Genomic DNA, 19,809 nt, shown 5'->3' with positions numbered 1-19,809 from the left:
GATGAAACTCGCAGTGGTGGGCGGCGGTTCCACCTATACGCCCGAACTGGTCGACGGCTTCGCACGGCTGCGCGACACCCTGCCCGTGAGCGAACTCGTCCTGATCGACCCGGCCGCCGAACGGCTGGAGCTGGTCGGCGGCCTGGCCCGGCGGATCTTCGCCCGCCAGGGCCACCCGGGGCGCGTCACCACCACCTCCGACCTGGACGCGGGCGTGGCCGGCGCCGACGCGGTGCTGCTCCAGCTGCGCGTCGGCGGGCAGGCGGCCCGGCTCCAGGACGAGACCTGGCCGCTGGAGTGCGGCTGCGTCGGCCAGGAGACCACCGGCGCGGGCGGGCTCGCCAAGGCCCTGCGGACCGTGCCGGTCGTCCTCGACATCGCCGAACGGGTCCGCCGGGCCGCCCCCGACGCCTGGATCATCGACTTCACCAACCCCGTCGGGATCGTCACCCGGGCCCTGCTCCGGGCCGGGCACAGGGCCGTCGGGCTGTGCAACGTCGCCATCGGCCTCCAGCGCAAGTTCGCGAAGCTGCTGGACGTGGCTCCCGCCGAGGTCCACCTCGACCACGTCGGCCTCAACCACCTGACCTGGGAGCTCGGGGTCCGGCTCGGCGGCCCGGACGGCACCGACGTGCTGCCGCGGCTGCTGGCCGAACACGGGGACGCCGTCGCCGCCGACCTGCGCCTGCCGCGCCCGCTGCTGGACCGCCTCGGCGTGGTCCCCTCGTACTACCTGCGCTACTTCTACGCCCACGACGAGGTGGTCCGGGAGCTCGGCGAGAAGCCCTCGCGGGCCGCCGAGGTCGCCGCGATGGAGCGGGAACTCCTCGCCCTGTACGCGGACCCCGCGCTCGACGAGAAGCCCGCCCTGCTGGCCAAGCGGGGCGGGGCCTTCTACTCCGAGGCGGCCGTGGACCTCGCCGCGGCCCTGCTGGGCGGCGGCGGGCCGTCCGTCCAGGTGGTCAACACCCGCAACGACGGCACCCTGCCGTTCCTGGCGGACGACGCCGTGATCGAGGTGCAGGCGCGGGTCGACGGCGACGGCCCGGTGCCGCTGCCCGTGCCCCGGCTCGACCCCCTGTACGCGGGCCTGGTCGCGCACGTCAGCGCGTACGAGGACCTCGCACTGGACGCGGCCCTGCGCGGCGGGCGCGAGCGGGTCTTCAAGGCCCTCCTGGCCCATCCGCTCGTCGGACAGTACGACCTCGCCGAGGGGCTGGCCGACCGGCTGCTCGCGCACAACAAGGAGCACCTGCCGTGGGCGTAGCCCTCCCGCCCGCCCGCGCCGTCGCCATCGCCGTCGTCGCGATCGACGCGGGCAACAGCAAGACCGACGCCGCGCTGGTCGCCGCCGACGGCACGGTCCTCGGCACCGGGCGCGCCGGGGGCTTCCAGCCGCCGGTGTCCGGTGTGGAGGCGGCCGTGGACGTCCTCGCGGAGGCCGTCGCCAAGGCCGCGGCGGCCGCCGGGCTGCCCGGGGTGCCGCGGGCGGCCCGGGTCTCGGCCTGCCTGGCCAACGCCGACCTGCCGGTGGAGGAGCGCCGGCTCACCGAGGCGGTCGCGGCCCGCGGCTGGGGCGCGGCCACCGAGGTCCGCAACGACACCTTCGCGATCCTGCGGGCGGGCGCGGACGGCCCGCTCGGGGTCGCCGTGGTGTGCGGGGCCGGCATCAACTGCGTGGGCATGCTGCCCGACGGGCGCACCGCCCGCTTCGCCGCCCTCGGCCAGCTCTCCGGGGACTGGGGCGGCGGGGGCGGTCTGGCGCAGGAGGCCCTGTGGTGGGCGGCGCGCGCCGAGGACGGGCGGGGCGGCCCGACGGCCCTGGCGGCGGCGCTGCCGGGGCACTTCGGGCTGGCTTCGATGGCGGCGCTGATCGAGGCGCTGCACCTGGGGCCGCTGGACCGGGGGCGGCTGCACGAGCTGGTGCCGGTGCTGTTCGCGGTGGCGGCGGCGGGCGACCCGGTGGCGGCGTCGCTGGTGGAGCGGCAGGCCGAGGAGGTGGTGGCGCTGGCCTCGGTGGCCCTGGAGCGGCTCGGGCTGCTGGAGGCGGAGGTGCCGGTGCTGCTGGGCGGCAGTGTGCTCGCGGCCCGGCACCCGCAGCTGAACGGCCGGATCGGGGAGCTGCTGGCCGCCCGCGCGCCCCTGGCCCGGGTCTCGGTGGTCACGGCCCCGCCGGTGCTGGGGGCGGCCCTGCTGGGCCTGGACGCGCTGGACGCGCCGGCCGCGGCGATGCGGCGGCTGCGTGCCCGGTTCGGGTGAACCCGGGCCGCCGGGGCGTACGGCTGGAACCACGGGGGCCGCTGCGGCGTATTCACGTTGAAGGGTGGCGGGGGAAGTCGCGGGGGTAGGAGCCGGGGTGGCGGCCGGGCGGTCCGGGAGGGGGATCGTCCAAGATCGGGCACCGGGTGCTGTGGTCGGGCGCCGCTACGGCCATACTGCTGCGGAGCAGAGGGACCGAGGGGGAGGTCACGGTGGCCATCACGACACGCGCGTCCGCGCCCGGGGGCGGTACCTCCGGGGCGCCCGCCGGACCGGCCGGGAGACCGTCCGCGCCGCCGGGGCGCAGTACGGCCTGGGCCGAGGGCGTGGAGCGGGTGCGCTCCGCGGCGACGACCGAGCCGGGCCGGCTGCGGATCATCGGCGCGGTCCTGGCCGCCCTGGTCGTGCTGTTCGGCGCGGTCGCGGTGTGGGAGGTGTCCGGCCGGGTCTCCGCCGCGGAGGACGTGGTGGGCCGCAGCCAGCCGCTGAGCGCGGACGCGGCGAGCATCTACCGCTCCCTGGCCGACGCGGACACGGCCTCCTCCAGCGGCTTCCTCGCGGGTGCCCAGGAGCCCCGGGAGGTCCGCCAGCGCTACGAGAAGGACATCGCGAACGCCTCCCGGCTGCTGGTGAACGCGGCCGCCAACACGGGCGCCGGCGGGGAGTCCCGCAAGGAGATCGCCCTGCTCGGCGAGCAGCTGCCCCGGTACACCGGACTGATCGAGCAGGCCCGCGCCACGAACCGGCAGGGCCTGCCGCTGGGCGGGGCCTACCTGCGCTACGCCAACGAGCAGATGAGCACGGTGCTGCTGCCCGCCGCGCAGCGGCTGTACGAGGCGGAGACCGGCCGGCTGTACACGGACTACGACGAGGCCCGGTCCTGGCCGGTGGCGGCGACGGGTGCGGGTGTGCTCGCGCTGGCCGCCCTGGTGTGGGCGCAGCGGCGCAACTACCGGCGTACCAACCGGGTCTTCAACCACGGGCTGCTGGCGGCGACGGCCGCGGCGGCGGTGGTGCTGCTGTGGCTGACGGTGGGGCAGTCGTTCGCGCGGGCGGGGCTGGGCGAGGCCAGGTCCGACGGCCAGGAGTCCCTGAAGGTGCTCAACGACGCCCGGATCGCCTCGCTCCAGGCGCGGGCGAACGAGAACCTGACGCTGATCGCGCGGGGTGCCGTCCTGGCCGAGGACAAGAAGTCCGACAAGTACGACGTGGACTACGCGAAGAACATGAAGCAGCTGGACGCCGGGCTGGAGCGGGCGCTGCGGCTGGCCGACGACGGGAGCGGCCGGGAGCCGGTCTCGAAGGCCGTCGAGGGCGTGGCGCAGTGGAAGCAGCGGCACGCGGCGGCCCGGGACGCCGACATGAAGGGCGACTACGAGCAGGCCCTCCCCCTGGTCATCGGGGACGAGAAGCACAAGGACAGCAGCGGGGCCTCGTTCGACACGGTGGACGCCTCCCTGGAGCGGGCCGTGGCCCATGAGCAGAAGCAGTTCACCCTGGCCGCCCGGGACGGGCTCGGCGCGCTGGGCGGGCTGGTGACGGGCGCGGCGTTGCTGGCGGTGGCCGGCGCGGCGGCGGCCCTCCTCGGCATCGGTCGCAGGCTTTCGGAGTACAGGTGAGATCGATGCGGATACGTGGCACACGGCCGGAGCGGCAGGAGCCGTACGGGACGGGGACGCCGGAGCGGGCCGCCGGCGGCGCGGCCCGGGTGCGGCGCGCGGCGGGCCGGCTGCGCGGCTGGGGCGGGGTGAGCGCGATGGCCGCGGCCTGCGCGGTGACGGCGGCCGCGGTGCTGCTGCCGCTGGCCGGGTCGGCGCCGTCCGGCGGGTCCGGGGTCGTGCACGATCCCGCGTCGGTGGCGGTGGTCCCGTACGCGCCGGCCGACACCTGCCAGGACCCGGAGGCCAGCCTGCGCCCGTCGGGGCTGGACGGCCCGGCGATCGAGCGGATCCGCAAGGCGGGCAAGCTCGTGGCGGGCGTGGACCAGAACAGCTTCAAGTGGGGCTACCGCAATCCGGACGGCCACCTGGACGGCTTCGACATCGACCTGGTCAAGGCCATAGCGAAGGACATCCTGGGGAACGAGGACCTGGTCATCTACCGGGCGATCCCGACCAGTCAGCGCGTCCCCGCGCTCCAGGAGGGCCGGGTCGACATCGTGGTGCGGACCATGACGATCAACTGCAAGCGCCTGGAGGACGTCGCCTTCTCGACGGCCTACTTCGAGGCGGGCCAGCAGGTGCTGGCCCCCAAGGGTTCGCCGATCACCGGGTACGACGCCTCGCTGAAGGGCCGCCGGATCTGCACGGCCGCCGGTTCCACGGCGGAGGCGGCCCTGAAGTCCCAGTCGTACGGGTCGGTCGGGGTGTCGGTGGCCAACCAGCTGGACTGCCTGGTGCGGCTCCAGCTGGGCGAGGTGGACGGGATCATCACGGACAACGCGCTGGCCGCCGGGCAGGCGGCGCAGGACCCCTCGGTGCAGCTGGTCGGGGCGCCGTTCACCCGCGAGTTCTACGGGGTGGCGATCAACAAGGACGCCCCCGACCTGGTGCGCAGGGTGAACAAGGTGCTGGAGAACTACCGGGCGGGCGGTGACCAGAGCCCGTGGACGACCTCGTACAAGAAGCACTTCGAGGACGTCCTGCCCAAGGCGAGCGTGCCGCCGGCGCCCAAGTACCGGGACGGCTGAGGCCCATGGCGGATTCGGAGCGGTACGTGAGCGAGCGGAGCGGGCTGCATGCGGGCGGCGCCCACGCGGGCGGGTTCCGTGCGGGCGGACCGGGGGCGGGGCCGGCGGTGATGGACCGGGACGACGTGGACCGTGCGCTGGCGCGGCTGGGTGCGGAGCACGAGGCCGTCGAGACCTCCCTGCTCGCGCTCCAGGACCACGCGGGCCGGCGGCTGCTGGAGGGGGCCGCGCTGAGCGGGGTCACCAAGGAGCGGTGGGCCGCCGCCGACGCGTCGGTGACCCGGCTGTGGACGTACTTCGACGCGTACAGCGGGGCCCTCGCCGCGGCCCGGGAGATCCGTGAGCGGCGCCGCTGGCCGAGCCGGGAGGACCTGGCCGAGCTGACGGAACGGCTGCGCGGGCCCGGGGTGACGATCGCCGGGGCCGGGATGGAGGGCGCGGCGCTGGCGGAGCGCTTCTCGCTGGCGGAGCTGGTGGCCCGGATGAACGAGCTGTACGCGGCCTCGCTGGACGTGGTGGTCGCCGCGGACGCGGTGTGGTCGGCGCTGCCCGCGCGGATCGACCTGCTCTCCGCCGAGCTGCACCGGACGCGTTCGCTGGCGCACTCGGTGGGGGTCCGGCCGGGCGAGCACCCCTCGGGGGACGACCTGGAGGAGATCACCGCCGAGCTGGCGGAGCTGCGGGCGGCGGTGATCGCCGACCCGCTGGCCTTCTGGGTCGCGGTGGCGGGGAGTTCCGCCCCGGGCGGGGGGCGTCCGGACACCGCCCGCTACGACCGGGCGGCGCGCGCGCTGGACGACGTACGGCGGGAGGTCGAGGCGGTCCTGACGGTGCGGCAGGACGCGGAGCAGCGGCTGATCGCGGTGCGGGACGTGCTGTCGCGGGCCGACCGGACCCTGTCGGAGGCGCGGACGGCGCGCGGCGAGGTGCTGGCGAAGATCGCGGCGTCGGAGGTGCCGGCGGTCAGCGGTCCGCCGACGGCCCTGCAGGAGCAGCTGGCGGCGGCCGCCGAGTACCGGCGGCAGTCGCAGTGGCACCGGCTTTCTCCGCTGCTCGACGCGCTGGAGGACCGGGCCGAGGAGGAACTGCGCCGGGCCCGTGAATCGTTGACCGCGGTGACGGCGCCGCTGGCGGTCCGGGCCGAACTGCGCGGGCGGCTCGACGCGTACCGGGCGAAGGCGGCCCGGCACGGCCTGGCGGAGGACCCGCTGCTGACCGAGCGGTACGACGCGGCGCGGCGGATGCTGTGGAGCGCGCCCTGCGACCTGCGGGCCGCCGAGCAGGCGGTGTGGCGCTACCAGCAGGCGACGGCGGAGGCGCTGGCGCCGCAGGACCACCGGCCCGAGCGGTCGGGGGAGGAGGAGGCATGAGCCTGATCGGATCGCCCTGCCTTCGTCCCGGCTGCCCTGGGGCGTACGAGGACATGGGCGGCGGCGAGGTGTACTGCGACACCTGCGGGCTCGCTCCGGTGGGCGCGGTCGCGGCGGGCGCGGAGGAACTGGTGTCGCCGCCGACGGGGATGACGAGCGCGGCCCGGCACGGCGACTCCCGGGGGTCGGCGGGTTCGCGCGGCTCGGGGCGCTCGTCGGCGTCGGCCCGCTCCTCGCGGTCCTCGCGGTCCTCCTCCTCGCGGCGCTCGGTGTCGGGGCGGCTGTCGCGTTCGCTGCCCGGGTCCGCGTCCACCCGGTCTGTGTCGGTGCGCAGTTCGGGCTCGGCGGCGTCCTCGTCGGGGCGCAGCCGGCTGGGCGCGGGGCTGGTCAGCGTGCCGGAGGTGCCGCGTCCGGATCCTTCGGCGGCGGTGCTGGAGAACCCGGAGGTGCCGGAGCGCAAGCGGTTCTGCTCGCGCTCGGACTGCGGTGCGCCGGTGGGCCGGTCGCGCGGTGACCGGCCGGGCCGTACGGAGGGCTTCTGCACCAAGTGCGGGCACCCGTACTCCTTCGTGCCGAAGCTGCGCGCCGGGGACGTGGTGCACGGCCAGTACGAGGTGGCGGGCTGCCTCGCGCACGGCGGGCTGGGCTGGGTCTACCTGGCGGTGGACCGGGCGGTGTCGGACCGGTGGGTGGTGCTCAAGGGCCTGCTCGACACCGGGGACCAGGACGCGATGGAGGCGGCGATCTCCGAGCGGCGCTTCCTCGCGGAGATCGAGCACTCGAACATCGTGCGGATCTACAACTTCGTGGAGCACCTGGACCAGCGGACGGGTTCGCTGGACGGGTACATCGTCATGGAGTACGTGGGCGGCAAGTCGCTGAAGGAGATCGCCAACGAGCGGCGGCGGCCGGACGGGCGGCGCGATCCGCTGCCGGTGGAGCAGGCGTGCGCGTACGGCATCGAGGCCCTGGAGGCGCTCGGGCACCTGCACAGCCGCAACCTGCTGTACTGCGACTTCAAGGTCGACAACGCGATCCAGCAGCAGGACCAGCTGAAGCTGATCGACATGGGTGCGGTGCGGCGGATGGACGACGAGGAGTCGGCCATCTACGGCACGGTGGGCTACCAGGCGCCGGAGGTGGCCGAGCTGGGGCCCTCGGTGGCCTCGGACCTGTACACGGTGGCGCGCACCCTGGCGGTGCTGACGTTCGACTTCCAGGGCTACACGAACGTGTTCGTGGACTCGCTGCCGGATCCGGAGCACATCGAGGTGTTCCAGCGGTACGAGTCGTTCTACCGGCTGCTGGTGCGGGCGACGGATCCGGATCCGGGGCGGCGGTTCGCGTCGGCGCAGGAGATGGCGGACCAGCTGACGGGCGTGCTGCGGGAGGTGGTCGCGCTGCAGACGGGCCGGCCCCGGCCGTGGCTGTCGACCCTCTTCGGGCCGGAGCTGCGCGTCCCTGACACCGAGCTGTACGAGGACGCGCCGGGGACGGAGGTGTCCCGGCTGGGCGTGCGCTCCGTGGCCCCCGGGCGGGGCGGGTTCCCCTTCTTCGGCCGGCGCTCCGGCGGTGCGGTGCCCGCGTCGGGCGGTGCTCCGGCGGCCGTACCGGCGGGCGCGGCCGCTCCGGCCGTCCCCGAGGTCGGGGCCGGGGGCGCGGGGGCCGGGGCTCCGGCCGGGGCCGTGGGCCCGGGCGGGACCGGTGCCGCCGCGGTGCCCGGTGCGCCCGGCGGCGGGGCGCTGCCCGCGCTCGGGACCACCGCCACGCACATCGCGGGGGCTCCGGTGCCGGGGCCCCGGCAGGCTCCGGCGGCGGCCGTCGCGCCGGCGTTCGTACCGTTCACCGAGCCCCGGACGCCCGCGCCGGCCGCGGCGGGGCTCGCGGTGCTCGACGCCCGGGACACCGCGCTCGCCCTGCCGGTGCCGCTGGTGGACCCGGCCGACCCCAATGCCGGCTTCCTCGCCGGACTCCTCGCGTCCGCGCCCGCCGACCTGCTGGGCGCGCTGACCGCGGCCCCGGCGGACTCCGCGGAGCTGCGGCTGCGGGAGCTGCGGGCCCGGCTCGAACTGGGCGAACTGGCCGTGGCCGCCGACGCCCTGGCCGAGCTGGAGGCCCGCCATCCGGACGACTGGCGGGTGGTGTGGGCGCGCGGGATCGCCTCCCTGGCCACCGGGGACGACGAGATAGCGGCCCTGTCCTTCGACGCCGTCTACGACGCCTTCCCGGGCGAGCCGGCGCCGAAGCTGGCCCTCGGGCTGTGCGCGGAGGTCCTGGGCCAGCTGGACAACGCCGCCGAGTACTACCGGCTCGTCTGGATCACCGACCCGGGCTTCGTGAGCGCGGCCTTCGGGCTGGCCCGGGTCCAACTGGCCGCCGGCGACCGGGATGCGGCGGTGCGCACCCTGGAATCCGTACCGGAGGCGTCGATCCACTACACCGCCGCTCGGGTGGCGGCGGTACGGGCACGCCTGCGCGACCGGTCCCCGCACGAGGAGCTGCTGGCCGACCTCTCGGCGGCGTCCGACCAGGTGGAGGCGCTGCGGCGGTTCGGCCTGGATCCGGAGCGTCAGGAGCGGCTGGCGACGGAGGTTCTGGGCGCCGCCCTGGACTGGGTACTGTCGGGTAGCCGGGGTGCCGACCCCGGCCGGACCTCGCTGCTCGGCAGTCAACTGGACGAGCGGGGGCTGCGCTTCGGCCTTGAACGCTCCTACCGCGTCCTCGCCCGGCTGGCGCAGCGGGGCGAGGAGCGGATCGAACTGGTGGAACGGGCAAACCGTTTCCGTCCCCGGACGTGGGTGTGAGTGATGTCGATGCATCGGCTGTCGGGCTGCCCCAGCTGCGCGGAGCCCCTGGAGGAGGGTGACCGTTTCTGCGGCGTATGCGGATACGCCCTCTCGGCCGCGCCTCCGGACGCGGATCCCACCCCGACCCTCCCGGTCACGCCGACCGCGGGCGCGGCGGGCCGGACGGGTCACGAGCCCCCGGCGGGCCCCCCGGCGGGCGCGGCCCCGGCCCCGCCGGCCGCGGCTCCGGCCCCGCCTGCTCCGGCCGCAGTCCCTCCGGCCCCGGTGCCGGCTCCCGCCCCGCCGGCTCCCGTGACGGCTCCCGGCTGGGAGGCCGGGTACGCCGCCCCGGCGGCCGGGGGTGCCGAGCCCGCACCCGCGCCCGTCCCGGCGGGGGCCTCGTACTCCGCCCCCGGCTACGGCGGGACCCCGGCCGGGTACGGCGTGCCCGCGCCCGGCTGGGAGGGCGAGCCCGGCCCGGACGCCCCCTGGGCCGCCGCCACCGGCCCCGAAGTGCCCTACCCCGACTCCCCGCGGGGTGACGACGGGGTGCGCCACGACCCGCCCGGCACCGCAGGCGGAGACCCGTACGCGGCCGCCCCGCAGGAGGACCCGTACGCCGCCGCCCCGCAGGGCGACGGCCGGACCTGCGTCGCCTGCCGCGCCGGGCACGTGGACACCGACGGGTACTGCGAGCACTGCGGCCACGCGCAGCCCCGCGAGCGGGACCACCTGGAGGAGGAGCTCTGCAGCGTGGCCGCCGTCAGCGACCGCGGCCTGCGCCACCACCGCAACGAGGACTCCTTCGCCGTGTCGGCCACCGCCCTGCCCGACGGCTCCGCCGCGACCGTGGCGATCGTCTGCGACGGCGTCTCCTCCGCCAGCCGCCCCGACGAGGCCTCGGCGGCCGCCGCCGGTGCCGCCAACGAGGCACTGCTCGACGCCCTCCCGCGCGGCGCCGACCCGGCGGAGGCCATGCACGGGGCGATCCTCGCGGCGGCCGCCGCGGTGACCGCGCTGGCCCCGCCGACCCCCGGCGCGCAGAACGCGCCCGCCTGCACCCTGGTCGGAGCCGTCGTCAGCCGCGGTGTGCTGACCATCGGCTGGGTCGGCGACAGCCGGGCCTACTGGGTGCCGGACGACCGGGCCGCCCTGGCCCAGCGGCTCACCGAGGACGACTCCTGGGCCGCGCAGATGGTCGCGGCGGGCCTGATGGGCGAGGCCGAGGCCTACGCCGACGTCCGGGCCCACGCCATCACCGGCTGGCTCGGGGCCGACGCGTACGACCTCGAACCGCACACCGCCAGCTTCAGACCGGACCACCCCGGCGTGGTGGTCGTCTGCACGGACGGCCTGTGGAACTACGCCGAGTCCGCGCGGGAGATGGCGCAGGTACTGCCCGCGGACGCCGCCGACCGGCCGCTGCACAGCGCGCAGGTCCTGGTCGGGCACGCCCTGGACGGGGGCGGCCATGACAACATCACCGTCGCCGTCGTGCCCTTCGCGGGCCCGGCGCAGGACCCCGCGGAAGCACCGGCGGGACCCGAAGCGGAATCCGAAGCGGAACCGCAGGCCTGACCACCCGACGCCCCAACCGGACCGGAGGAGGAGACCGACCGATGGCGAACTTCGCCAAGCCGAGCGCACCCCGCTTCAGCGTGGAGGTGTACCAGAACGAGTTCCTGCCCGACGGCGGACGGGACGTGCACGCCATCGTGACGGTCACCTCCACCGGCGGGGCCACGGCCACCGCCGCGCAGGCGCCCGGCGGCCAGGACGCCGCCGTCGTGATCATGGTGGACTGCTCCGGCTCCATGGAGTACCCGCCGGACAAGATGCGCGGCGCCCGCGAGGCCACCGCCGCCGCGATCGACACCCTGCGCGACGGCACGGCCTTCGCCGTGATCGCCGGTACGCACGAGGCCAGGGAGGTCTACCCCGGCCAGGGCGGCCTCGCCACCGCCGGGCCCGTCACCCGCGCCCAGGCCAAGGAGGCCCTGCGCGGCCTGCAGGCGCACGGCGGCACGGCCATCGGGACCTGGCTGCGGCTCGCCGACGGCCTGCTGCGCCGGACCCCGGCGTCGATCCGGCACGGCATCCTCCTCACCGACGGCCGCAACGAGCACGAGGACCCGGCCGTGCTGCGCGCCACCCTCGACGCCTGCGCCGGCCGCTTCACCTGCGACGCCCGCGGGGTGGGCACGGACTGGGAGGTGAAGGAGGTGACCGGGATCGCGAGCGCGCTGCTCGGGTCCGCCGACATCGTCGCCGATCCGGCCCGTCTCGCCGAGGACTTCACGCGCATGATGGAGCAGGTCATGGGCAAGGAGGTCGCGGACGTCGCGCTGCGCCTGTGGACCCCGGTCGGCGCGGAGGTCCAGTACGTCAAGCAGGTCTCGCCCTCGATGCACGACCTGACGGGCCGCCGTACCGAGGCGGGCCCGCGGGCCGGGGACTACCCGACCGGGTCGTGGGGCGACGAGTCCCGCGAGTACCACGTGTGCGTCCGGGTGCCCGGCGGCTCCGTGGGCCAGGAGATGCTGGCCGCCCGCGCCTCGCTGGTCCTGCCGGGGCCGGACGGCGAGCCGCGGCCCCCGCTCGCGCAGGGTCTGGTCCGGGCGGTGTGGACCGACGACCTGGCGGCCTCGACCGCCATCAGCCCCCAGGTGGCGCACTACACGGGTCAGGCGGAGCTCGCGGAGGCTATCCAGCAGGGCCTGGAAGCCCGCAAAATGGGCGATGTCGACAGCGCGACGGCGAAGCTGGGCCGGGCCGTGCAGTTGGCGAGCGCCTCCGGGAACGCCGACACCGCCAAACTGCTCGCGAAGGTGGTGGATGTCGTGGACGCGGTGGCGGGTACTGTGCGGCTGAAGGCCAAGGTCGCCGATGCCGACGAGATGACCCTTGAAACGCGTTCGACGCAGACCGTCCGAGTGAAGAAGACCTGAGAAGAAGCCTGACGCGATGACGCAGGAAAAAGGGGGAAACGCCGCGATGCCGACCTGCCCGAACGGCCACCAGTCCGCCTCCGACGACTGGTGCGAGGTCTGCGGCCTCCGCATGACCGCCCCCGCTGCATCCTCCTACGGCTACGGCTTCCCGCCCACCGGCGGGGAGCCGACCGCCCAGGCCGAACTGTGCCCGCAGTGCCGGACCCCGCGCGAGGCGATGGCCCCGTTCTGCGAGGAGTGCCGGTACAACTTCCTCACCCGCTCGGCGACCCCGTACACCACCGAGCCCGTACCGGGCCCCGGCCCGGCCGGCACCGGCGCGGCGGCCGGACCGCCGCCCCCGCCGCCGGCCCCGCCCCAGCCGGTGTTCTCCCAGGACCACTTCGAGTACCAGGGCTCCCGCCCCTCGCGGGTGAACCGCCCGGCGGAGCCGCTCCAGGGCGAGGACGACTGGCTGCTCCAGCCGCCCTCGCAGGAGCAGCCCGTACCGCCGCCGCCGGTGGCACCGCCCGCCCCGCCGCAGCCCGAGCACCGGCAGCCGTCGCAGCCGGAGCCCTTCGCCGCCCCGGACCGCAGCGGCGGCTCCTGGTCGGCGACGATCGGCCCGGACCGCTCGTACTTCATGGCGATGATGCAGCGCAGCGGTCCCGAGGCTGCCGCGCTCAACCTGCCCGCGTACTCCCCGGAGCTGCGCCTCCCGCTCTCCGGCGGCCAGATCACCATCGGCCGCCGCCGCGCCTCCACGGGCGAGTCCCCGGACATCGACCTGTCGGTGCCGCCGGAGGACCCGGGCGTCTCCCACCAGCACGCGGTACTGGTCCAGCAGCCGGACCTGACCTGGGCGGTGGTGGACCAGAACTCCACCAACGGCACCACCATCAACGGCGGCGAGGACCCCATCCAGCCGTACGTGCCCGTGCCCCTCTCCGACGGCGACCGCGTCCACGTCGGCGCCTGGACCACCATCACGGTCCGCCTCGGCTAGTTGCCGCCCTCCCCCAGGGGCCAGACGTAGGGCCCCTGGGGATCGTCGAGCCAGGCCCACTGCCCCTCCGGGGTGACCGTGACCCCGAACCGCTCGCGGGCCGGCCGGCCCTCGCCGCGCCACAGGTCGAGCGCCTCGCGCGGGTGGAGCACGTCCGCGGTCAGGACCAGCAGGAACTGGAAGCGCTCGTTCTCCACCAGTTCGTACGGGATCCCGTGCAGCGGCCCGGTCGCGCCGGGCGGCCCCGGCGCGGCCGTGGCCCCGCGCAGCGGGACGAAGTAGGCGGGGGTGTGCAGGAAGCGGCCCTCGGCGAATCCGGCGTCCCGGACGGTCAGCGCGATCAGCCCGGTCGACAGCGGCGCCAGGATCCGCGCCCCCGGCCGGCACTGCCCGAGCCAGGCGGGCGGGATCAGCGGCAGGGTACAGGTCACCAGGATCCGGTCGAAGGGCGCCCGGGCGGGGCAGCCGCGCGCGCCGTCCCCGGTGACCACGGCGGGCCGGTAGCCGAGCCGGGCCAGGTGGGAGCGCGCCGACTCGGTGATCTCCTCGTCCAGGTCCACCGTGGTGACGAGGCCGTCGCCGAGCCGGTGGCAGAGCAGGGCCGCGTTGTAGCCGGTGCCGGCGCCGATCTCCAGCACGTTGTCCCCGTCGCGGACCCGGAGCGCGTCCAGCATCTTCGCCATCAGGGAGGGCTGGCTGCTGGAGGAGACGAGCTCGCCGTCGCGCAGCCGGGTGGCGAGCGGGGCGTCGGCGTACACCCCGCGCAGCCAGCGGGCCCGCCGCTCGGGGTCCGGGTCCTCGTCCCACAGCCGCTCGTGGCCCGCTCCGCGGCCGGTCCAGAACCACGGCACGAACAGGTGCCGGGGCACGGCGGTGAAGGCCGCCCGCCAGGCCGGGTCCTCCAGCACGCCGGCGGCGGTGAGTTCCCGTACCTGGGCGGCGTGCGCCGTCTCCCGCAGGTCCTTCTCCGCGGCCTTCGCCGTGCCCATGTCTCCACTGTGCTGCGGGCGGGCCCCGGGTGCGACCCCGCGGCCGGGGGCGGGCAGCGGTGGACCTAGGACCGGGGTCCTCCGTCCGGGCGTCTGAGACGATGGTCGGGTGAATGACGACGCGCAGAGCACGGTCCAGGAGACGACCTTCTACGAGCAGGTGGGCGGCGAGGCGACCTTCCGCCGTCTGGTCCACCGCTTCTACCAGGGGGTCGCGGGGGACCCGCTGCTGCGCCCGATGTACCCGGAAGAGGACCTCGGGCCCGCCGAGGAGCGGTTCGCGCTGTTCCTGATGCAGTACTGGGGCGGCCCGACGACGTACAGCGAGAACCGCGGGCACCCGCGCCTGCGCATGCGGCACGCGCCGTTCCAGGTGGACGCGGCGGCGCACGACGCGTGGCTGGCCCACATGCGCGTGGCGGTGGACGAGCTGGGGCTCGCCCCGCAGCACGAGGCGCAGCTGTGGCGGTACCTGACCTACGCGGCCGCCTCGATGATCAACACCGCCGGCTGACCGCCCGGAACCGTCAGACCGGCCGTACCTGGAGGGTGCCGAGCCCTCCGGTGCCGCCGGGGCGGCGCGTGGCGACGGACCCGTACGGGGTGCTGAGCCGCAGCCAGCCGCCGGAGGCGAACAGGGCCACCGGGGCGGGGGCGCCCGCGCCGGGGGCGCCGGCGGGCACGGGGGTGCGTACCGGGCGCAGGAAGCCCAGGGACTGGGCGGCGTGCACGGCGCGCAGCGGCAGCTCGGTGTCGCCCAGGGTCCGCGACCAGATCTCGCGGCCGATGCGGTCCCGCTCGGAGCGGGTCCGGTGCTGCGGGGGCAGGGCCTCGTCGCGGGCGCGGAACTCGGCGACGGCGGCCGCCACGGCCGCGCGCACGGCCTCGGGGGCGGGCAGGCCGGGAACGGGCTGCCAGCCGCCGCGGGGCGGCAGGACCCCGGCCCAGGGCGGGCCGGTGACGGGGCCGGGAACGGTCACCGCGGCGCCGCTCTCGTCGACGGCCTCCAGCAGCTCGCCCGCGGAGACGGTGACGTCCAGCGGGGTCGCGGGGGGCTCGGCGAGGCGTGCCGTGCGGACGGCCAGGACCTCGAAGGAGGGCGGCCGTCCGAAGACGGCGAGCGCGCCGCCGCCCGCCGCCGCCTGGAGGCGTACGGCGGCGGCGCGGTCGTAGTGCACCAGCCGGCCCAGGAAGGCGGCGAGGTCCGCCGCCTCCCCGGAGTCGGCCAGGCGCAGCTGTCCGTTCATGCCGCGATGCGCCCTTCGGCGGCCGCGGGAGCCTTCTCGGGCTGGTCGAGGTACTGCTCCAGGAAGTGCCGTTCCTCGGCGGTGATGCGGCGGGGCCGCCCCTCGGCGAGGTTGTAGGGCACGACGACCGTCTCGGCCCGCACGTAGACGGTCTCCGGTGCGTCCTCGGTCGCCTCGTCCTTGACCTCGTAGCGGATGGTCAGGGACGCGGCACCTATCCGGGTCACCCAGGACTCGATGAGCACCGGCTCGTGCCGGTGCACGAGGGGCAGCTTGTAGTCGATCTCGTGACGGGCCACGACGGAGCCGCCCGTGAAGGACTCGCTGCCCTCTCCCGGCGCCAGGCGGAACATGAAGTCGATGCGCGCCTCCTCCAGGTAGCGGAGGAAGACCACGTTGTTGACGTGCCCGAAGGCATCCATGTCCGCCCAGCGGAGGGGGCACCGGTAGTGGTGTCTGGCCATGACCGTGACCTAGCCCCGGGTGAGCTTCTTGTAGGTGGCGCGGTGCGGACGGGTGGCGTCCGGGCCGAGCCGCTCGACCTTGTTCTTCTCGTAGGACTCGAAGTTGCCCTCGAACCAGAACCACTTGGACTCGCCCTCGTAGGCGAGGATGTGGGTGGCCACTCGGTCCAGGAACCAGCGGTCGTGGGAGACGACCACGGCCGCACCGGGGAACTCCAGCAGCGCGTTCTCCAGGGAGCCCAGGGTCTCGACGTCGAGGTCGTTGGTGGGCTCGTCGAGGAGCAGCAGGTTGCCGCCCTGCTTGAGGGTGAGCGCGAGGTTCAGGCGGTTGCGCTCACCACCGGAGAGGACGCCGGCCGGCTTCTGCTGGTCCGGGCCCTTGAAGCCGAAGGCGCTGACGTAGGCGCGGGACGGCATCTCGACGTTGCCGACGTTGATGTAGTCCAGCTCGTCCGACACGACCGCCCAGAGGGTCTTCTTGGGGTCGATGTTGGCGCGGCCCTGGTCGACGTACGAGATCTTGACGGTCTCGCCGACCTTGATCTCGCCGGAGTCCGGCGTCTCCAGGCCCTGGATCATCTTGAAGAGCGTGGTCTTGCCGGCGCCGTTCGGGCCGATGATGCCGACGATGCCGTTGCGCGGCAGCGTGAAGGACAGGTCGTCGATGAGGACCTTGTCGCCGAACGCCTTGGAGAGGTTGTTGACCTCGACCACGATCGAGCCCAGGCGCGGGCCCGGCGGGATCTGGATCTCCTCGAAGTCGAGCTTGCGCATCTTGTCGGCCTCGGCCGCCATCTCCTCGTAGCGAGCGAGACGGGCCTTGGACTTGGCCTGGCGGCCCTTGGCGTTGGAGCGGACCCACTCCAGCTCTTCCTTGAGGCGCTTGGCGCGCTTCTCGTCCTTCTTGCCCTCGACCTTGAGGCGCTCGGCCTTCTTCTCCAGGTAGGTGGAGTAGTTGCCCTCGTAGGGGTGGGCGCGGCCGCGGTCGAGTTCGAGGATCCACTCCGCGACGTTGTCGAGGAAGTAGCGGTCGTGGGTGACGGCCACGACGGCGCCCTTGTACTGGGCCAGGTGCTGCTCCAGCCAGTTCACGGACTCGGCGTCGAGGTGGTTGGTGGGCTCGTCGAGGAGCAGCAGGTCGGGGGCCTCCAGCAGGAGCTTGCAGAGGGCCACGCGGCGCTTCTCACCACCGGAGAGGTTGGTGACGGGCCAGTCGCCGGGCGGGCAGCCCAGGGCGTCCATGGCCTGCTCCAGCTGGGCGTCGAGGTCCCACGCGTTGGCGTGGTCCAGGTCGTCCTGGAGCTTGCCCATCTCCTCCATCAGCTCGTCGGTGTAGTTCGTCGCCATTTCCTCGGCGATCGCGTTGAACCGGTTGAGCTTCTGCTTGATCGGGCCGACGCCGTCCTCGACGTTCTCCAGGACCGTCTTGGACTCGTCGAGCTTGGGCTCCTGCATGAGGATGCCGACGGAGTAGCCCGGGGAAAGGAAGGCGTCGCCGTTGGACGGCTGCTCGATGCCCGCCATGATCTTCAGGACGGTGGACTTGCCGGCGCCGTTCGGGCCGACCACGCCGATCTTGGCCCCCGGCAGGAAGTTCAGGAAGACGTCGTCGAGGATCACCTTGTCGCCGTGCGCCTTGCGCGTCTTGCGCATGGTGTAGATGAACTCAGCCAAGAGAAACCGTCCGGCAGATCGATGGTGGGCAGATACACCCCATCTTGCCGTACGTCCATCCCCCGGGGGAAACCAGTACGGGTCCCCCGGAGGCCGCGCGGGCCCCCGGCCAGGGCAGGATGACCCTGAGTACCACTGGTATTACGAGTACGCGTACGAGTACGGGCACCACGCTCCGGGGGGAGTCCTTGTGGACGGCTGGCCGCTGCCGCTGGCGATAGCGCTCATGGGAACGGCGGGCACGCTCTTCGCTCCGCTGCTGACGCAGCGGCTCGTGGGCCGGGTCCAGTCCGAGCAGTTCGAGCGGCAGGAGCGGATCGCCGAGGGCCAGTGGCGGCGCGAGCGGCGGGTGGCGGAGCTGGACGTCCGCCGGGCCTGCTATGTCGCGGCGCTGGCCGGGTACCGGCGCTACCGGATCGAGCTCATGAACTTCCTGTGGCTGGTCCACCGGCCGGACACCACCGCGGAGGCCGGGGCGGAGGGCCGGGCCGCCCTGGAGGCCGCCCGGCAGACCATGCACCTGGCGTTCGCGGAGGCGCAGCTGGTCGGCTCCGGGGCGGTCGTGGCCGAGCTGGACGAAACGACCGAGCGGCTCGCCGGGGCCTTCTACCGGGTCCTGCGGCTGGAAGAGGGCGACCCGGCACCCGACGGCTCCTTCGACGCCCTCAAGGCCGAGCTGCTCGGGCTCGGGGAGCGGTGGCGGGAGATGCGCGCCGTGATGCGGGCCGACCTGGGGACGGACACCGCGGTTCAGCGGGGCCGGTAGACGACCAGGGCGTCGGGGAGGGCGTCGAGGACGAGCGCGGCGGGGGCCCGGGCGTACTCGCCGTCGTAGGCGAGCGGGGTTCCGGGCGGGATGTCCGCGACGTGCAGGGTCCGCAGCCGGGTGGCGACGTGAACGGGGGACCGGCTGAGCGGGCCGGCGAACGCGGCGGCCAGCAGCCGGGGGCCGGGGCGGCCGCCACCGTGGACGACGCGCAGGTCGAGCAGGCCCTCGCCGAGGCCGGCCCGGCGGCGGGGGGCGGGGCCGGAGCCCTGGTAGGTGCCGTTGCCCGCGAAGAGCAGCCACGCGCTCCGGGGCCGCCCGGCCAGGGTCAGCCGTACGGGCCGCTCGGCCCGCAGCACCCGCCAGGCGGCCAGCACCGCGGCCGGCCCGCCGCCGATCCGCGGCGCCCACCGCAGCCGGTGCCGCAGCAGCTCGGGATAGGCCCCGATGCTGAAGTTGTTCAGGAAGTACCGGACCCCCTCCCCACCCACCCCGCCGACACCGGAAGCCGGCTCGGTGCCGGTGCCGGAGCCAGTGCCGGAGCCGGTGCCGGAGGCCGGAGCCCCGCCGGAGCCCCCTCTCGCGGCCGGCCCGCGGCCGGGGTCGCCCGCAGGGCCGGGGCCGGTGCCCCGACCCGTGCCGGAGGCCGCGGCCGGGGACGGGGTGATGCGGCCCAGGGAGACGCGGACCGCCTCGCCCCCGGCGACGGCGCGGCAGGTGTCCTCCGGGCCGGCGATGCCGAGGTCCAGCGCGAAGTGGTTGAGGGTGCCGCCGGGGAACACCGCGAGCGGGACCCCGGCCCGCAGGGCGGCGGTCGCCGCGGCGTTGACGGTGCCGTCGCCCCCGAGCACGCCGAGCACCTCGGCCCGGGCGGCGGCCGCCGCCATCGCGGCCTCCACCTCCTCCCCCGCGCACTCCACGACCTCCGCCTCCGGCAGCCGCTCGCGCAGTACGTCGAGCCCCGCGCCGTCGGCCGTGCCGGACGCGGTGTTCACCACGACCGTCAGCCCGGCCCCGTCCGGCAGCGCGGGCGCCCCGGCCGCCGGGCGCTCGTCGCCGGGGACGGCCCGCGCCCGCTCGGCGCGCCGCGCGAGGCCGCGTACGGCGAAGCCCGCCGCGACCCCGAGCGCCGCGCCCGCCAGCACGTCGGACGGGTAGTGCACGCCGGTGTAGACCCGGGAGAAGGCCACCGACGCGGCCACCGGGGCCACCAGGGCCCCCCACCCGGGGGATTCCAGGGCGAGTCCGGTGGCGAAGGCCGCGGCCGAGGCGGAGTGCCCGGACGGGAAGGAGGTCGTCCACGGCGGCACGGCCGGCCGCCGCACCGTGGGCACCCCCTCCAGCAGGGGCCTGGGCCTGCGCACGGACCATTTGCCGACGGTGTTGACGGTCGCCGAGGCCAGCGCCAGCGAGGCGGCGGCGGTCAGCGCCCCCTTGCGGGCCCGGGACGAACCGAGGGCGGTGATCGCGACGGCGGTCCCGCCCCAGAGCACCCCGTGGTTGGCCGCCCGGCCGAGGGCGGGCAGCACCCGTTCGGCCCCGGGCCAGTGCCGCCGGGCCACCAGGTCGAACAGGTGCCGGTCCCATGCCGCGGGGGTGCCCCGCCAGGTCAGTTTCTGATCAGCCACC

At 75.3% G+C, this 19,809-nt stretch carries 16 protein-coding genes; 11 read left to right on the top strand and 5 right to left on the bottom strand.

Annotation, left to right across the window (positions count from 1 at the left end; genetic code table 11):
- The first annotated feature begins 1 nt into the window (after position 1).
- The 9 genes from ACIPW5_RS19440 (at position 2) to ACIPW5_RS19400 (ending at position 13,040) form a co-directional block, all read left to right on the top strand.
- A complete protein-coding gene (locus tag ACIPW5_RS19440) occupies positions 2-1,267 on the top strand; it encodes a 6-phospho-beta-glucosidase (RefSeq protein WP_401246141.1) in 1,266 nt (421 codons plus the stop codon).
- Positions 1,258-2,259 carry an N-acetylglucosamine kinase gene (locus tag ACIPW5_RS19435; RefSeq protein WP_401246139.1) on the top strand — a complete coding sequence of 334 codons (1,002 nt, stop codon included), beginning with the start codon at positions 1,258-1,260 and terminating at the stop codon, positions 2,257-2,259. Before ACIPW5_RS19440 ends, ACIPW5_RS19435 begins: the two co-directional genes overlap by 10 nt.
- A 212-nt stretch (positions 2,260-2,471) precedes the next feature.
- Positions 2,472-3,878, top strand: a complete 1,407-nt coding sequence (locus ACIPW5_RS19430; RefSeq protein ID WP_401246138.1) for a hypothetical protein — start codon at positions 2,472-2,474, stop codon at positions 3,876-3,878.
- Positions 3,875-4,948: a glutamate ABC transporter substrate-binding protein gene (locus ACIPW5_RS19425; RefSeq protein WP_401246137.1), complete on the top strand. Its 1,074-nt coding sequence runs from the start codon at positions 3,875-3,877 to the stop codon at positions 4,946-4,948. The genes ACIPW5_RS19430 and ACIPW5_RS19425 overlap by 4 nt, the downstream gene beginning before the upstream one ends.
- Before the next feature lie 110 nt (positions 4,949-5,058).
- Positions 5,059-6,318, top strand: coding sequence for a hypothetical protein (locus tag ACIPW5_RS19420; RefSeq protein WP_401246213.1), 1,260 nt, complete (start codon positions 5,059-5,061; stop codon positions 6,316-6,318).
- The gene (locus ACIPW5_RS19415; RefSeq protein WP_401246136.1) at positions 6,315-9,122 is read left to right on the top strand and encodes a tetratricopeptide repeat protein; all 2,808 of its coding nucleotides are present in this window, start codon (positions 6,315-6,317) and stop codon (positions 9,120-9,122) included. Before ACIPW5_RS19420 ends, ACIPW5_RS19415 begins: the two co-directional genes overlap by 4 nt.
- A 294-nt stretch (positions 9,123-9,416) precedes the next feature.
- Entirely contained in the window at positions 9,417-10,682 is a 1,266-nt protein-coding gene (locus ACIPW5_RS19410; protein ID WP_401246135.1) for a PP2C family protein-serine/threonine phosphatase, read from the top strand.
- A 41-nt stretch (positions 10,683-10,723) separates the two neighbouring features.
- Positions 10,724-12,052: a VWA domain-containing protein gene (locus tag ACIPW5_RS19405; RefSeq protein WP_401246134.1), complete on the top strand. Its 1,329-nt coding sequence runs from the start codon at positions 10,724-10,726 to the stop codon at positions 12,050-12,052.
- A gap of 46 nt (positions 12,053-12,098) precedes the next feature.
- Positions 12,099-13,040, top strand: a complete 942-nt coding sequence (locus ACIPW5_RS19400; RefSeq protein WP_401246133.1) for an FHA domain-containing protein — start codon at positions 12,099-12,101, stop codon at positions 13,038-13,040.
- Here ACIPW5_RS19400 and ACIPW5_RS19395 read toward each other — a convergent pair.
- Positions 13,037-14,029 (bottom strand): methyltransferase domain-containing protein, encoded by a 993-nt coding sequence (locus ACIPW5_RS19395; protein WP_401246131.1) that lies wholly within the window; start codon positions 14,027-14,029, stop codon positions 13,037-13,039. The two genes, ACIPW5_RS19400 and ACIPW5_RS19395, sit on opposite strands and share 4 nt — an antisense overlap.
- A 109-nt stretch (positions 14,030-14,138) precedes the next feature.
- Here ACIPW5_RS19395 and ACIPW5_RS19390 point away from each other — a divergent pair, with 109 nt between their 5' ends.
- Entirely contained in the window at positions 14,139-14,543 is a 405-nt protein-coding gene (locus ACIPW5_RS19390) for a globin (RefSeq protein ID WP_401246129.1), read from the top strand.
- Between the two features lie 13 nt (positions 14,544-14,556).
- Here the strand turns inward: ACIPW5_RS19390 and ACIPW5_RS19385 are convergent, their stop codons facing one another.
- From ACIPW5_RS19385 to ettA, 3 genes are read right to left on the bottom strand one after another with little or no spacing between them, the layout of a single operon-like run.
- A complete protein-coding gene (locus ACIPW5_RS19385; protein ID WP_401246127.1) occupies positions 14,557-15,276 on the bottom strand; it encodes a hypothetical protein in 720 nt (239 codons plus the stop codon).
- Positions 15,273-15,740 carry an acyl-CoA thioesterase gene (locus ACIPW5_RS19380; protein ID WP_401246125.1) on the bottom strand — a complete coding sequence of 156 codons (468 nt, stop codon included), beginning with the start codon at positions 15,738-15,740 and terminating at the stop codon, positions 15,273-15,275. The genes ACIPW5_RS19385 and ACIPW5_RS19380 overlap by 4 nt, the downstream gene beginning before the upstream one ends.
- 9 nt (positions 15,741-15,749) lie before the next feature.
- Entirely contained in the window at positions 15,750-17,414 is a 1,665-nt protein-coding gene (ettA, locus tag ACIPW5_RS19375) for an energy-dependent translational throttle protein EttA (protein ID WP_401246123.1), read from the bottom strand.
- Between the two features lie 190 nt (positions 17,415-17,604).
- On the opposite strand from ettA, the gene ACIPW5_RS19370 reads away from it, so the two are divergent.
- The gene (locus tag ACIPW5_RS19370; protein ID WP_401246121.1) at positions 17,605-18,180 is read left to right on the top strand and encodes a hypothetical protein; all 576 of its coding nucleotides are present in this window, start codon (positions 17,605-17,607) and stop codon (positions 18,178-18,180) included.
- On the opposite strand, the gene ACIPW5_RS19365 is transcribed toward ACIPW5_RS19370, so the two are convergent.
- Positions 18,165-19,808, bottom strand: a complete 1,644-nt coding sequence (locus ACIPW5_RS19365) for a bifunctional phosphatase PAP2/diacylglycerol kinase family protein (protein ID WP_401246119.1) — start codon at positions 19,806-19,808, stop codon at positions 18,165-18,167. The genes ACIPW5_RS19370 and ACIPW5_RS19365 overlap by 16 nt on opposite strands.
- Position 19,809: the final 1 nt, after the last annotated feature.

The organism is Streptomyces sp. NPDC090077 (assembly GCF_044747545.1).
Taxonomy (GTDB): domain Bacteria; phylum Actinomycetota; class Actinomycetes; order Streptomycetales; family Streptomycetaceae; genus Streptomyces.
This window is presented reverse-complemented; position numbering and strand designations above follow the sequence as displayed.